At 38.9% G+C, this 14,237-nt stretch carries 14 protein-coding genes; 5 read left to right on the top strand and 9 right to left on the bottom strand.

The features are described 5' to 3' along the window. Window positions 1-158 precede the first annotated feature (158 nt). On the bottom strand, window positions 159-1,589 hold the full coding sequence (locus VCM39_RS07530; RefSeq protein WP_322933461.1) for an L-fucose/L-arabinose isomerase family protein: 1,431 nt from the start codon (window positions 1,587-1,589) through the stop codon (window positions 159-161). A gap of 97 nt (window positions 1,590-1,686) precedes the next feature. Continuing rightward, window positions 1,687-2,556 (bottom strand): AraC family transcriptional regulator, encoded by an 870-nt coding sequence (locus VCM39_RS07525; RefSeq protein WP_322933462.1) that lies wholly within the window; start codon window positions 2,554-2,556, stop codon window positions 1,687-1,689. Window positions 2,557-3,003: 447 nt separating this feature from the next. Here VCM39_RS07525 and VCM39_RS07520 point away from each other — a divergent pair, with 447 nt between their 5' ends. The 5 genes from VCM39_RS07520 (at window position 3,004) to VCM39_RS07500 (ending at window position 9,067) form a co-directional block, all read left to right on the top strand. Further along, window positions 3,004-3,924 carry a DMT family transporter gene (locus VCM39_RS07520; protein WP_322933463.1) on the top strand — a complete coding sequence of 307 codons (921 nt, stop codon included), beginning with the start codon at window positions 3,004-3,006 and terminating at the stop codon, window positions 3,922-3,924. A gap of 86 nt (window positions 3,925-4,010) precedes the next feature. Next, entirely contained in the window at window positions 4,011-4,598 is a 588-nt protein-coding gene (locus VCM39_RS07515) for a DUF3575 domain-containing protein (RefSeq protein ID WP_322933464.1), read from the top strand. Window positions 4,599-4,621: 23 nt separating this feature from the next. Beyond that, window positions 4,622-6,079: a DUF3868 domain-containing protein gene (locus VCM39_RS07510; protein ID WP_122200626.1), complete on the top strand. Its 1,458-nt coding sequence runs from the start codon at window positions 4,622-4,624 to the stop codon at window positions 6,077-6,079. A 207-nt stretch (window positions 6,080-6,286) separates the two neighbouring features. Further along, window positions 6,287-7,786, top strand: coding sequence for an L-lactate permease (locus tag VCM39_RS07505; RefSeq protein WP_322933465.1), 1,500 nt, complete (start codon window positions 6,287-6,289; stop codon window positions 7,784-7,786). Window positions 7,787-8,035: 249 nt separating this feature from the next. Next, the gene (locus VCM39_RS07500) at window positions 8,036-9,067 is read left to right on the top strand and encodes a GNAT family N-acetyltransferase (RefSeq protein ID WP_322933466.1); all 1,032 of its coding nucleotides are present in this window, start codon (window positions 8,036-8,038) and stop codon (window positions 9,065-9,067) included. Between the two features lie 98 nt (window positions 9,068-9,165). On the opposite strand, the gene VCM39_RS07495 is transcribed toward VCM39_RS07500, so the two are convergent. From VCM39_RS07495 to VCM39_RS07465, 7 genes are all read right to left on the bottom strand, one after another. Then, the gene (locus tag VCM39_RS07495; protein ID WP_044158310.1) at window positions 9,166-9,768 is read right to left on the bottom strand and encodes a nucleotidyl transferase AbiEii/AbiGii toxin family protein; all 603 of its coding nucleotides are present in this window, start codon (window positions 9,766-9,768) and stop codon (window positions 9,166-9,168) included. After that, window positions 9,723-10,028, bottom strand: a complete 306-nt coding sequence (locus tag VCM39_RS07490) for a DUF6922 domain-containing protein (protein WP_322933467.1) — start codon at window positions 10,026-10,028, stop codon at window positions 9,723-9,725. The genes VCM39_RS07495 and VCM39_RS07490 overlap by 46 nt, the downstream gene beginning before the upstream one ends. Window positions 10,029-10,102: 74 nt before the next feature. After that, window positions 10,103-11,053 (bottom strand): glycosyltransferase family 4 protein, encoded by a 951-nt coding sequence (locus VCM39_RS07485; protein ID WP_322933468.1) that lies wholly within the window; start codon window positions 11,051-11,053, stop codon window positions 10,103-10,105. A gap of 58 nt (window positions 11,054-11,111) precedes the next feature. After that, window positions 11,112-12,131 (bottom strand): NAD-dependent epimerase/dehydratase family protein, encoded by a 1,020-nt coding sequence (locus VCM39_RS07480; RefSeq protein WP_322933469.1) that lies wholly within the window; start codon window positions 12,129-12,131, stop codon window positions 11,112-11,114. Between the two features lie 22 nt (window positions 12,132-12,153). Continuing rightward, a complete protein-coding gene (locus tag VCM39_RS07475) occupies window positions 12,154-13,020 on the bottom strand; it encodes a glycosyltransferase family 4 protein (RefSeq protein WP_413544833.1) in 867 nt (288 codons plus the stop codon). Window positions 13,021-13,046: 26 nt separating this feature from the next. Further along, window positions 13,047-13,364: a hypothetical protein gene (locus tag VCM39_RS07470; protein WP_322933471.1), complete on the bottom strand. Its 318-nt coding sequence runs from the start codon at window positions 13,362-13,364 to the stop codon at window positions 13,047-13,049. Then, entirely contained in the window at window positions 13,361-14,224 is an 864-nt protein-coding gene (locus VCM39_RS07465) for an SDR family oxidoreductase (protein WP_321028651.1), read from the bottom strand. The genes VCM39_RS07470 and VCM39_RS07465 overlap by 4 nt, the downstream gene beginning before the upstream one ends. Window positions 14,225-14,237 lie beyond the last annotated feature (13 nt).

The following is a 14,237-nucleotide window of genomic DNA, read 5'->3' as shown; positions in this document are numbered from 1 at the left end:
TGAATAAGAACCTGTTTTAATTTTCCTCTAAAGGTTTTTATCAGCTTCTGAGCAAAATTTAAACAGGCTCTAAATATCCAGCAAAGATATTGAATCTCACGAAACTTTTATCACTCCATATACTTTCTTTATACTCATCTATTAAGGATCTCTCTATATCAACAGACTCTGACACACGGAATATTCAATAAGAAAGCAACTTTCTGCAGTTTATCCGCTATATGTCCTATTCCAATTGCACAATGATGTGAAGGTCCCGCTTTGCTCCATCTATCCATAAAAGTACGTGCACCACAAGAAAAGCGATAACGACTATTTGTATTACCAATCTGCAAGGTAGGTCCTTCTACTGATTCTCCTTCTGCTACCAACAAAAAGATACCATCTTTGCCTTCACATACAGAAAGAAAAGTTACACTACCCTGCTTCACACTCATTTGAACAGACAATCCTTTGCCTGGCTTACCGTGATAAACCGGAAGAGGTACGAGTTTTACTTTTCCTTCGGCAATGGCAAAATGAGCAGGCCCATCATGTCCCCACATCACTACATCATCATTAAAATCCATTGCATAGGGCTCGGAGAAGGAACCTCCTACTCCCAACAACGACATGATCTTCATAGCCTGCACATTCTTAACCTCGCACTCTCCGGCTACAGGAATATTATTACCAGTCAGCAGAGTGTTTCCTGCTATAACAGAAGTGACTATATTTTCATAATCATTTCCCGTGAAACCTTCATAGTAATAAGCCATCGAACCCAGGTTATGTGCCCTTATCAATTTGTCCAATGCAACAGAAGTACGGGCAGCACGATCCAGTTCGTACTCTTCACACTGCGGTACAACATCAAATTTTTGTTCAAATTCAGCACGCTTTGTCCTTAGTTCTTCTTCGGTCACTGTATCACGATATGCTTTCAACTCACACATCTCCAACTGTTCGATATGCGTACCAAATAGGGTAGATTGCAGGGTTGTATCTGTATATACATCCAACATACCACAATAGTAATGCCCTAGAATTCCCATACGATTCTCTCGCATTCCTTTCATGACACGAGCAGCATCTATCCAGGCTCCGATCTCTTTCCATACATATTCTTCCTGCAAATATCCCGTCACAATGTCGTAGCGAATACCTGCACGATTAAACACACATGCAAATTCAGGGGCCGAACATGCCTGACAATGAGCCAGCCATTCACCGGTCATCTGCCCTCGATCTCCCATAGCATTGATATAACTATAATCGATGGCAGCAACCGGCTGAACATTCAATAAAACAACCGGAACTTTAACACGTTGAACTATAGGCAGAATAGTAGAAGAAAGGGCGTATGTAGAAATAAATATAAAAATAATTTCCGCATCATTCGTCTTTATCAATTCGGCTGCCGCAGCTGCCTTTTGGGGACTATCCACCATACCGGCATCAACTACTTCAGCACACAGGTTTGTCATCCTGTCTCTAATTTCTTTATGATATCCCATCAAACGAGGAAGAAGTCCCTCAAATTGTTCCCAGTAAGTATTGAGTCCCACTCCGATAAGACCCACTTTTACACTTGTTCTTGTTGTTTCCATACGCATTATTTTTAATTTATATACGCTGCCAAAAGTATGAGAAACAACCCAATTATCCCTTCATTATTTGCTGAGAGAAGTTTACTTTTTGAGAAAACTACCTGCGAAAGTCACTTGGTTTCTTTCCGGTTTTCTTTTTAAATAAAGTAGAAAAATAATCAGGAGATTCAAAATTAAGAGAGTATGCAATCTCCTTAACGGAAAGGTAGGTCGTACATAATAGTGCTTTTGCACGTTGTAACTTGATCTCCTGAAAATAACGGGCAGGAGACAACCCTGTATATTCTTTAAACAACTGACGAAACGAAGAATAACTCATACCAAGTTGCATTGCTATTTCCTGTACTGAGAGAGAAGTTTCTATCTTCTCCTGCATCAACACACGGGCACGGTTTATCTGTTCGACCAAGTGTTGATTCTTTCCCAACCGGTTATTACGGTCCAGGCTATATAGCAATCCTAACAAGTGATTTGTTATCCCCCCCAATACCTGTTGAAAATAGGCCTGCTCTTTATCGGCCACTTCTATAGCTTGTCTGTACAAACACACAATTTCTTCATTCATACCAATATGAAACACCGGAGACTTTTTATGCCAAAATCCGTTCTTCACCAGATGTTCCATATTTGTTCCCTTAAAGCCTATCCAATACTGTTTCCATCCGGTTAGTTCATTCGGTACATAGGTATGCCATTCACCGGGAAAAAGCAGAAACATAGTTCCTGCTTCAATAACCGTTTTATCTATACTTTCTGTTTGAAGTACTCCTTGCCCCTCAGTGATATAAACCAACTGATACTCTTGCAAAATACGACCTCTTTCCGGAGAAAAATAATATCCGGACTGATGTTTATCTGTAGGATATTTCTCTTTCTTACCTATCACTTCACATCCCACCGTACTAATAGATAATCCCCACAGGGGATCTCGCTCATTCTCTACTATATATTTAATGGGATTATTCATAGTTTAATTCTTTTGAAGCATCAGTAAAAGTACTACTCTGCCACAAAAATAAAATAAAATCCGGGATTTAACAAACAGATATACTGATGATTCGTTTATGCTTCCACCTCCTTCGTAGCTTCTGCATATGGAGCCCAATAGGCTTGCCCGATAAAATACGTTGAAAACATTTCAGGCAATTTATCACCTGTTAGGAAATACGCTGATCTTTTTCGCTTTTTCTTTCATATCTGGTATTTCACCACAGAGGGCACAGAGTTTTTAGACAGAAGAACATTACTCTGTCTCTAACATCGCTGAAACAGGCTAAAAGAGTAACTTCAATCGTAAATAGTAAATCGTCTAATCGTAAATAGATTCAGTTTTAAGCAATACAAACAATACCTACAACAAAAAATATGTACTTTTGCAAAACTTTTTTTTAGACCTATTATTTTAGTCGATGCAATGAGCAAAACAAAAGGTATTTTATATGCAGCAGTGTCCTCCTCTACTTTTGGACTGGCACCGTTCTTCTCCATCATGCTTCTCACAACAGGATTCTCCTCATTTGAAGTACTGAGCTACCGTTGGGGAGTCGCTTCCGCTACATTAATACTTTTCGGTTTAATATCCGGATGCAGTTTCCGATTAAATAAAAAGGATTTCGGTACTGTGTTTTTATTGAGTTTATTCCTGGCAGCCACATCACTGAGTCTGGTGATTGCTTATCAGAATATAGCCAGTGGAGTGGCCTCTATCATTCATTTCATGTACCCGTTGGCTGTAGCTCTGGCCATGATGCTCTTTTTCCATGAAAAGAAGTCACTATGGACTATTACAGCTATCCTGGCATCTATCGCCGGAGCTGTATTTCTTTCATCGGGAGACATCAGTCACAGTGGAGGTAACACTACCGTAGGAATCATAGCCGCCTGTATCTCTGTATTTTCTTATGGAGGCTATATCATAGGAGTACGAAAAAGCCGTGCAGTACAGATCAACTCTACTGTACTCACTTGCTATGTAATGGGAATAGGCGCTCTCCTTTTTATTATATGCGGCTGTTTCACCAGCGGTATCCGGATCGTGACAGACTGGAATACATGGCTGTATATATTAGGACTTGCCTTACCTGCCACCGCCATCTCTAACATGGCTCTGATCAAAGCAATCAAACACATCGGTCCTACCCTTACTTCTATCTTCGGAGCCATGGAACCGCTAACAGCTGTCATCATAGGGACGCTCGTTTTTCAGGAATTGTTCACTCCAAAGAGTGTTATAGGAATTGTTCTGATAGTAACAGCGGTTACTATCGTGGTTTTTAGAGAAAAGCGATCAGCGATAAACGATCATTCATCATCCACTGCAAATTATTTACCGTAAAAAAATATCTTTATCAATCGAAAACAAATCCATTCCGGCAGGTGTTGGTATAGGCAGTAAATAATAAAACCTAGACCAAAACGGAAATGAAAACAATTAAATTAATTTTAGCAGTAGGATTTCTGCTCGCCTTTGCTACGGGTACATATGCCCAAAAGCAAAGAACTCAAACCTATCTACCCAAATTTGCCATTAAAACAAATGCCCTTTACTGGGCCACAAGTACTCCCAATCTGGGATTTGAAATAGGACTGGCAAAGAAATTAACTCTTGATGTATCGGGCAATTACAACCCCTGGAAGTTTTCGGACAACAAACAGTTCAAGCATTGGTTAGTACAGCCTGAACTACGTTACTGGCTCTGCGAACGTTTTAATGGTAGTTTCTTCGGCCTGCACGGACACTATGCCGATATGGACATTAGTAACCTTAACATGTTCGGCCTGGGGCATGACCGGTATGATGGTAAACTTTACGGTGCTGGTATATCTTACGGCTATCAGTGGATATTAAACAAACGCTGGAGTATGGAAGCCACCATCGGACTTGGCTACGCTCACATCAAATATGACAAATATGAACCGGGAGACAACGGTCAGAAATTAGGTCATAGTACTAAAGATTATTTCGGTCCTACCAAAGTAGGCCTTAGCTTCATCTACATTATTAAATAATAACCTATAAACCAACTGTAACAATGAAAAGAAATGTTATATATCTCCTGCTGGCACTTGTCATAGCACTTCCCGCCAGTGCCCAGAAACTTTACAATGATGCCATCAGTTTATCTGACGTATCACTGTGGCAACAGGGCAACTCTCTTTATATCAGCATGACGATCGATATGAAGAATCTTGTAGTTAGTCCTCAACGTTCACTTACGTTGACTCCGCTGCTGACAGACGGCCAGCACAATGTACCCTTACAGGATATTATAATCAACGGTCGTCGTCGTCAGAAAGCATATATACGGGGTTTGGCAATAGAAAAAGAAAAGCCTGCAGGTATCGTTATCCCTTATGATAAAAGAGAAGTACTAAACTATACGCAGGTAATCCCTTATCAGCCATGGATGCAAAATGCAGCACTGAATCTGGTTGAAAACCTCTGCGGCTGTGGCAATAATGAAGAGATGATTGCACAGGAACTCATTACCAACGATGTATCTACCGAGGCGAAACGTTTGGCAGCCATGTCTCCGATAGTCGCTTATATTCAACCAGCTGTAGAAGTAGTAAAAACCCGTAGCGAACAATACGAGGCTCATCTGGATTTCCCGGTAAGCAAATCTGTTATCCTGACCGATTTCATGAACAATCATAAAGAGTTGATGAACATTCACTCTATGTTCGATAAAGTGCAGAATGATAAGAACCTCACCATAACCGGTATCAGTATTGAAGGTTTTGCTTCTCCCGAAGGTCCTTTGAAATTCAACGAACAGCTTTCTCAGAAACGTGCCGAAGCACTGAAGAAATACCTGAGTGAGAATGAAAAAGTTCCGGCCAACCTCTATAAGGTATCCTTTGGCGGTGAAAACTGGGATGGATTGGTGAAAGCCCTGGAAGCTTCTTCCATGAAAGATAAAGAGACGTTTATCAATATCATTAAAAATACCAGTGATGATGCTTTGCGCAAAAAAGAAATTATGCGTGTAGCAGGTGGTGTTCCTTATCGTGCCATGTTGAAAGATATCTATCCGGGATTACGTAAAGTAGATTGCAAGATAGATTATACTGTAGTAAACTTCGATGTTGAACAAGGACGTATCGTTATCAAAACAAATCCGAAATACCTGAGTCTGAACGAGATGTACCAGGTAGCCAACAGCTATCCGAAAGGAAGTGACGACTTTGTAAACGTGTTCGATATTGCCGTACGCATGTACCCGAACGATGAAGTAGCCAACTTGAATGCCGCTGCCGTAGCATTAAGTAAGAAAGACGTGAGAACTGCCATAAAGTTTATGGAAAAGGCAAACAAACAGACTGCCGAATACATCAATAATAGTGGTGTATACGATTTCCTTAACGGGGATATAAATCAGTCCATTGCAGCTTTCACGCAAGCTGCCCACATGGGTAATGAAGCAGCAAAAGCCAACTTGAAGCAACTGCAAAAAATACTGGATATGAAGAAGATGCCTAACAAATAGACATCCCATCTAATAAAAAGAAGTCCGGATATGGTTAACTAAATAAATCATATCCGGACTTTTTATTCAACTCCATAATGTAACTTATCGTTTTTTGTTTAAATCCGGCATATCACGGATAAAATCATAAAAAAATTGCTTTTCGGGCAGTCAAAACGATCTCCAGTTTTGTTATAAGAATATTATACATTATTAAATCTGACGATTATGACACTGATTCTTGCTATTATTCCGGTTTTACTCCTTATTGTATTAATGGCTTTTTTAAAAATGCCAGGCGATAAAAGTAGTGTCATATCTCTCATTGTAACGATGCTGATAGCCATCTTTGGTTTCCATTTTGCAGTGGACGATCTTGCTTATTCATTCCTCTATGGTGCATTGAAAGCAGTTTCTCCCATCCTGATCATTATCGTAATGGCTATTTTCAGCTATAACGTATTACTAAAGACCCAAAAAATGGAAATCATCAAGCAACAATTTTCCTCTATCTCTACCGACAAAAGCATTCAGGTGTTACTATTGACATGGGGATTCGGAGGGTTACTTGAAGCAATGGCGGGCTTCGGTACCGCAGTTGCTATCCCTGCTGCCATACTTATCAGCCTTGGTTTCAAACCCGTTTTCTCGGCAGTAGTAAGCTTAATAGCCAACAGCGTGGCCACGGCTTTTGGAGCTATCGGCACACCGGTACTTGTACTGGCTAAAGAAACCAATCTGGATGTATTAACCTTAAGCACCAATGTCGTACTACAGCTTTCCGTACTTATGTTCCTCATCCCATTGGTACTGCTTTTTCTCACAGATCCCAAATTGAAATCACTTCCGAAGAATGTGTTCCTCGCACTATTAGTGGGTGGTGTATCCCTTGTCAGCCAATATGTAGCCGCACGTTATATGGGAGCAGAATCCCCGGCCATTATCGGTAGTATTCTTTCTATTATCGTAATCGTGATTTATGGTAAACTCACAGCTTCTAAAGAAGAGAAAACACGCAAAAATTCTCTTCGCGGAAAAGATATCCTGAATGCATGGAGTATTTATCTGCTCATTCTCTTGCTGATAATCCTGACCAGTCCTCTATTCCCGGGACTGCGCAATACACTTGAGAACAACTGGATAACACGTATCAGCCTTCCTATCAATGACTCTACAGTGAACTATACCATCTCATGGCTTACCCATGCAGGTATACTTCTCTTTGTCGGTACTTTTATTGGCGGACTAATACAAGGTGCAAAAGTCAAAGACCTATTCATCGTACTTTGGAATACTGTGAAGCAGTTGAAAAAAACATTCATCACAGTAATCTGCCTTGTCGGCCTGTCAACCATCATGGATACTGCCGGAATGATCTCGGTTATTGCTACTGCTTTAGCTACTGCCACAGGTAGTCTTTATCCGCTTTTCGCACCGGTTATCGGATGCTTAGGTACATTCATCACCGGTAGTGATACTTCATCCAACATTCTTTTCGGAAAACTGCAAGCCAGCGTTGCCGGGCATATCAATGTAAACCCCGACTGGCTATCAGCCGCTAATACGGTAGGTGCTACCGGAGGAAAAATCATTTCTCCCCAAAGTATCGCCATAGCTACTTCAGCAAGTAATCAACAGGGAAAAGAGGGCGAAATTCTAAAAGCAGCCATCCCTTATGCACTTGCCTATATAGTGATAACAGGAATCATCGTATTTATTTTCAGCTAAAAATTTAAGTTACGGAAGAAAAGACTTATATTTGCCAACGAAATTTTAAAAATCATTTTTTGAAAACAACTCTTTCATATTTGTATATAATTGTGCGCTAAATAGCCTGTTGGTTTTATTTGCCCACTCAGGCTATCCCTTCCTAAATCTATTCGGGTTATTCTATCCGAAGAGAAAATTATTATATTTTTTTATCGGGACAAATAACGAAGTTGTCCTTTATATTCAGAATTTTATCAAAAAAATAAAATGATTGAAACAAAACAATTAAGAGTTATTCCGCTTACTCCGGAACAGTTCGCACTATTTCTAAATGGAATCAACTTTATGGAAGATGTATTAAAGTTAACTCCTTCGGGTGAAACATTAGACGCCCATACTCAGGAGGCTATGACCTGTCAGTATCAACTTGCCACAAAATATCCGGAGAGTTTCCCTTTGCTGACAAGCTGGCAAATCATCCTGAAATCAGAAAACAAAGCCATTGGCTCCGCCTGTTTCAAAAATCTTCCGGATAAAGAGGGAAATGTTGAAATAGGATATGGTATATATGAGGCTTACAGAAATCAGGGGTATATGTCCGAAACTTTAGAAGGCATGTGCCAATGGGCATTCACTCAGCAAGGAATACAATCCGTTATAGCAGAAACAGAAGAAAAGAATGTGGCTTCTCAACGCGTATTGCAAAAAAACGGAATGAAGCAATACAAAAAATCAACAAACAGTATTTGGTGGAAATTAAATAAAGAAAAAATGGAAAACAATAAAGCAATGATTATCAGACAAGAGACAAAAGAAGAGTATCAGGAGATATATAATTTAGTCCAAACAGCCTTTCAGACGGCCAAAGTAGCTGACGGAGATGAGCAGGACTTTACCGTACGCTTATGGAACAGCGAGAATTATATCCCGGAATTAGGATTAGTAGCCGAACAAAACGGTAAACTCATCGGGCATATCTTGCTGACACGTATGTACGTCATACAGGAAGACGGAAATAAATTTGAATCTTTATTAATCGCTCCCCTTTCCGTCCTGCTTGAATACCGGGACCAGGGAGTAGGTTCCGCACTAATCAAAGAGGGCCTGAAGCGCGGACGTGAAATGGGATATAAAGCTGCATTCCTCTGTGGAGATCCTAATTACTATCATCGGTTCGGTTTTAAATCAATTAGTGAATTCGGACTCACTAATCCTGATATTCCCGAACCATACGTGATGGGATACGAACTGGAAGCTGGTGCATTGGATCATGTTACAGGGATAGCAAAGCTCGTATAATTATAATTTCCGGATAGGATGAAAAAGAAAGCCGATATGTCTCTTGTGAAAAGAGATGTATCGGCTTATTATTTCTTGTATCGTATTAGTAAAATACCTTAGAAAATTTCAGATAGTATCTGGGATTTGATCTTCTCCCATGAAATATCAGTCAACATATACGGCATTATATCTTCTTCGGCATCATCAAAATATGCCAAACTTTTCATTGCCATAAAAGTGGAACCATCAGGATATTTCTGAGAATAGAAATCTAATATCTTATTTATAGAAAAGCGCTGCAGCAAGAAAGCAATATCAATAAAATCTTTCTTAGTTCCCCTACCAATGATAGCCGTAATCTTCATTGCTGCTATATCCCTTAAACTTGCCATTCGGATACCTTGCATCACCACTGCATCGTCAATCCAGGAATATTGATAATCAACGACATCAATCTTAACATTATTCAACTGATATATATGAATATGCGGTGATTCTTTCAGAACAACCAGCGAGCCGATTTGTTCCAGAGCCATCGTCAACTCATCCTTACTTGCATCCACTGTACCAAAGAAATCTAAGTCGACAGACTTTCGATGCCCTATTTGTAAAGCCAACGCAGTACCTCCCACCAAACGAGTATTATGAAGTATAGGTATACTCTGCAACTTTTTCAGAAGTTCCAGTGTTGTGGAATCGACTGTTGATAAGTGTAACATCTGAACTTTTCTTTAGGAGTATTTGATATTGCAGCAACATAAGCCAAAGCACGAGGTTCCAATTCCCTCATTTTTTTTACCTCCTCTACAATTTTCGGCAAACCATAATATGAGCGAATTATTATCCAATCATTCCACATCCCATATTCCAGCACCCTTTTTATTATGTATTTAGGATACTGTTCTAGGTCAATATCTTCTTTCCGTATATCCCAAAAAAGATGACTGGAAAACGCATTTATACATTCATTTGCTGACATAGAAATTTTTCTTTGAAAACAAAGGTAATGCATTTTATTCAATTTACAAATCTTTCTTTCTCAGATAATAAGGATTAATTGAATTTATGTAAGCAGAAGAACCTCTTCATAAATAATAGATATAGCATGCTTAATAAAAAGACACTACCCAATAAATACCAGTATCCATATTCCCGTAATATCAAATACCCTATTACAACAATTGCCTGCACCATCATATAAATCAATGCCACCACCACATGAGGCATTCTCAGTTCATTAGCCATAATCTGATACATATGTTTCCGGTGAGGTAAACCAATGTTTTCATGCAACATCAATCGATGAACAATAGTTAACACACTATCTATCCCATACACTACTAACAGTATAATCCAGCTAAAATCCCCGGTTTGAATAATCAACCTCCCAATCAAAAAAAGAATGGTAAATGCAATACTAACCGCCCCCACATCTCCGGCAAAACACTTCGCCCTCTTTCGGAAATTAAAGAAATTGAAAACCAGCACAGCACACAGCATTGTATAAATAAGATTCGGCTCAGCAAACGAAACAACCGAATGATTAATAAATGCCAAAGCTCCAAGTATGATCAAAGAATACCCTCCCGTGATCCCATTGATGCCATCCATAAAGTTATAAGCATTGATAATACCTGTGCAAATGATTAACGCTACAAGGATTGTCCACCAGGGAAGAGAGAATAATCCCCATTGATAAAACATCAAAGCCATAGCGGAAAAATGAAACACCAATCGTAATGCCTGAGAAGTAGAGCAGATATCATCTATAAAACTGATTAAGGTGATCAGTGTCAAAGCAAGCATGAACCACGGATATTCAAAATGGTTCGTAAGGAAATAAGCTAATACACCGAAATAGAAGATAATTCCCCCACCCCGCAAAGTGATCCGGGTATGCGAACTACGTTCATTGGGTTTATCGATGATATTACATTTATCAGCAATACGGAAATAAAAAAGTTCTGCTGAGAAGAGCAGAACTAAGACTATTAAATAATACACAACTTTATCTATTTAAAAAGTATCTTCAATCGTAAGTCGTAAATTGTCCAATTGTAAATCATTCAAAGGACTTTACTGTCTTTATCAACCCTTCTTTTGCTGTAACAGGCATTTTATCAATGCCCAGTGCCCTTTTTATCTTGTCATTACTAACTACATAATTTTCTGTTAACTTCCGCAGACGTTCTGTATTCAATGGCAAATGAAACAAAGTGCCAATCCCGGCACAACCTTCCATCAAACCTTTATTCATCTTCCAAATATGCGGTTTCTTTCCCATCACCTCACACATAGTAGCTATCAACTCATTAGTAGACATCGCTTCATCATCCCCCATATGATAGATACCTCCCGGAACGTCCTTCGTCAATAACCCTTCTATCACGTAGCAAAGATTATCTATCGAAGTAAACGAACGACGATTCTCGAAAGCTCCCAAAGGCCACGGAATGCCTTTCTTCACCACATTATAAAGCAAATTCAGGTTCCCTTTATTCCCCGGTCCATGTATCATACAAGGTCTTAATATATAAACTTGCTTGTTCAATTGACAGTGGACAGTGGACAATTGACAATTAGCTACGCTATCATGCTGCATAGCAACTGTCCATTGTCCACTGTCAACTGTCAATTTATTAATAATGTACTCTTCTGCCTTAATCTTACTTTCTCCATAAGGCCCAATAGGAGTTGGAATAACATCCTCGGTGAGTATATCCCCTACTACGCTATCGGCAGCAGCTTTTACAGAACTGAAGAAAATGAATTTCTTAGCTGATGACTTCAGAAAAAAATCAAAGATCTTTTGAGTTAAACCGGTATTGATATCAAAGTAGATTTGTGCAGCCGATTGATTCTTGGTATCATGCGCTTTACCGGCAAGATGGATGATAGCATCAAAATGAGGTAGTTCATGAATAGAATCGGCCGACTCAATATCCTTCCACAAAAAAGTTTTTATTACTCCCTCCTTTGCAGGAGATATTATATCAAGTCCATAAAGACTATATCCATTTTTTAAACTATTAATGAGATTGGAACCTACAAATCCATAAGCTCCAGTAATAAGAATATTCATCAAACTCTATTATTTAAATAAGCTACTCTGAGTGAAATATTTCCATTAAATGATCTATTATCTTTTTCTTTGAAAAGAACCTCTGATAGTACTCTTGCCCTGCTTTTCCTTTAGCTAACAATTCCGCTCTACTCGATTGGGATAATTTTGTTACATTGTTCGCCAACATTTCAAAGTCTCCTGCAACAGCTGTATTGCCACATCCAGCCTCCTTGATGATCTCATTTCCTATACCATTTATCATGGAGACTATGGGTTTTCCAAATGCCATATACGATTGTATTTTAGAGGGAATTGTCAAAGAAAAAATCTCTTGATTTTTCAAGGAAACAAGCATTACATCCGCATGAATAAATAAATCCGGCATATCTTCCAAAGGATAACGGCCTAACAAAAAAACAGTATCACATAAATCTAACTCTTTTATTTGTTGTTCCACAAAATCTTTTTTCCGCCCGTCACCAACAATTACCCATTTTATGTCTTTAGTATCTTTTGTCCGGACTGCAGCCTGTAATACGGATTCAAAGTCTTGCGCCTCACCTATATTACCAGCAAACATTATTATAAACCCATCCGGAATCAACGATTTGAAACGTTCTTTATTAATCAAAGAATCATTGGAAAACAAATCTTCTGCCCAATTAGGAACATAACTCATCTTATATTCATAATCTCCTTTTTGTAAGATTGACTGATTAAAAGCTTCGGATTGTACACAAATGCCATCCACTTTTTGATAAATACCTTGTACCATTTGAGTTAGCATCCGATACACAAAACCAGAATTCATATTACCTGCAGCGACTACACTTTCCGGCCACAAATCCTGAACCCAAAGATAAGCACGACTGCCAAACATCTTTTTATTCAGCAAAGCAGCATACACCTGAGTGATAGGAGAAATTGCAAAAGTCAAAGATACATCATACTTATGTTTATGAAACAGTATGTATAAGCAAGAAAAAAAACGAAAGACAAATAATTCAATGCTAAGCCTATCTTTGAACCTTTACCACGAGGAATCAAAGGAACACGAATCAGCTTGATATCTTGATAAGATTCTTCTTTATACCCCCAAAAAGAATATCCCTTATAAATCTTTCCTTGAGGATAATTAGGTTTTCCAGTCAGTACAGTGACTTCATTACCTCTTAATACAAGCTCTTGCGCCAAATCATTAACACGAAATGTTTCCGGCCAGAAATATTGGGAAACCAATAATATTTTCATAGATATAAAGTCCGGTATAATTCACGTTTATCCCACATCCAGTCATATTGTTCCCGAAGCATCTCTTCATATCCCGGCACAACATAATCAAACTTCTCTGACTTTGCGATTGATTTATCAATGCCATTCCCATCGAATGGCAAAATCTCAATATCCTGCTTATTCCATATTTTACGGAACAAGTGTAATAAATCATATTTACTTATCCCTATTCCATTACTTAGTTGTACAAGACCGGTGATTCCCTGGGTAATAGCCACATCAATAGCCTTTGCTAACTCCAAAGTAGTCACACCTCCCCATATAGCTGTATTAAAACCATTTACCTGACCATGCTGACGCATAAACCAATGAAACAGACCTTCACCATTTTCCTTCAGTTCCGGACCGATGATAGAAGTACGAAGAGTAAGATCTTTATTGTTTATAATCTCTCCTAACGACTTACTCCGTCCATAAACGTCATCAGCATCCCGGAAATCAGTTTCCGTATAATTTCCTTTCTTACCAGAGAAGACACAATCCGTACTGATATGGATCAGTTTTGCTCCTACCTCATCCGATAGTTTCTTCAGTAAATGAGGAAACCAGGCATTAATCAGAATAGCATTGTCTGGATGTTCTTTGGAACCTTTAATTAAAACTCCGATACAATTAAGGATAATATCAGGACGGGACTCACAAACGATCCGGGCAACAGCCTCTTTATTTGTCACATCTACTACAATACTATCATCTGTCAGTTTTGTACGATAAACCACATTTACAATATCATACCGTCCGGTACTTCGCAGATAATAATAAGCCATGTGTCCAGCCATACCTGTGGCGCCGAACAACAGAATCTTCTTTTTAATCATAAAATAATGAAAA

This window comes from Bacteroides mucinivorans (assembly GCF_034654355.2).
GTDB lineage: Bacteria > Bacteroidota > Bacteroidia > Bacteroidales > Bacteroidaceae > Bacteroides > Bacteroides nordii.
Note: the sequence above shows the minus strand (reverse complement) of the source record. Positions and strands in the feature narration are given on the sequence as shown.

Excerpts from the sequence above, each read along its gene's own strand:
- VCM39_RS07500 (WP_322933466.1), top strand. The coding sequence starts at position 8,036 with ATGATTGAAACAAAACAATTAAGAGTTATTCCGCTTACTCCGGAACAG.
- VCM39_RS07490 (WP_322933467.1), bottom strand. The coding sequence starts at position 10,028 with ATGTCAGCAAATGAATGTATAAATGCGTTTTCCAGTCATCTTTTTTGG.
- VCM39_RS07505 (WP_322933465.1), top strand. The coding sequence starts at position 6,287 with ATGACACTGATTCTTGCTATTATTCCGGTTTTACTCCTTATTGTATTA.
- VCM39_RS07465 (WP_321028651.1), bottom strand. The coding sequence starts at position 14,224 with ATGATTAAAAAGAAGATTCTGTTGTTCGGCGCCACAGGTATGGCTGGA.
- VCM39_RS07515 (WP_322933464.1), top strand. The coding sequence starts at position 4,011 with ATGAAAACAATTAAATTAATTTTAGCAGTAGGATTTCTGCTCGCCTTT.
- VCM39_RS07520 (WP_322933463.1), top strand. The coding sequence starts at position 3,004 with ATGAGCAAAACAAAAGGTATTTTATATGCAGCAGTGTCCTCCTCTACT.
- VCM39_RS07525 (WP_322933462.1), bottom strand. The coding sequence starts at position 2,556 with ATGAATAATCCCATTAAATATATAGTAGAGAATGAGCGAGATCCCCTG.
- VCM39_RS07480 (WP_322933469.1), bottom strand. The coding sequence starts at position 12,131 with ATGAATATTCTTATTACTGGAGCTTATGGATTTGTAGGTTCCAATCTC.
- VCM39_RS07510 (WP_122200626.1), top strand. The coding sequence starts at position 4,622 with ATGAAAAGAAATGTTATATATCTCCTGCTGGCACTTGTCATAGCACTT.
- VCM39_RS07495 (WP_044158310.1), bottom strand. The coding sequence starts at position 9,768 with ATGTTACACTTATCAACAGTCGATTCCACAACACTGGAACTTCTGAAA.
- VCM39_RS07530 (WP_322933461.1), bottom strand. The coding sequence starts at position 1,589 with ATGGAAACAACAAGAACAAGTGTAAAAGTGGGTCTTATCGGAGTGGGA.
- VCM39_RS07470 (WP_322933471.1), bottom strand. The coding sequence starts at position 13,364 with ATGAAAATATTATTGGTTTCCCAATATTTCTGGCCGGAAACATTTCGT.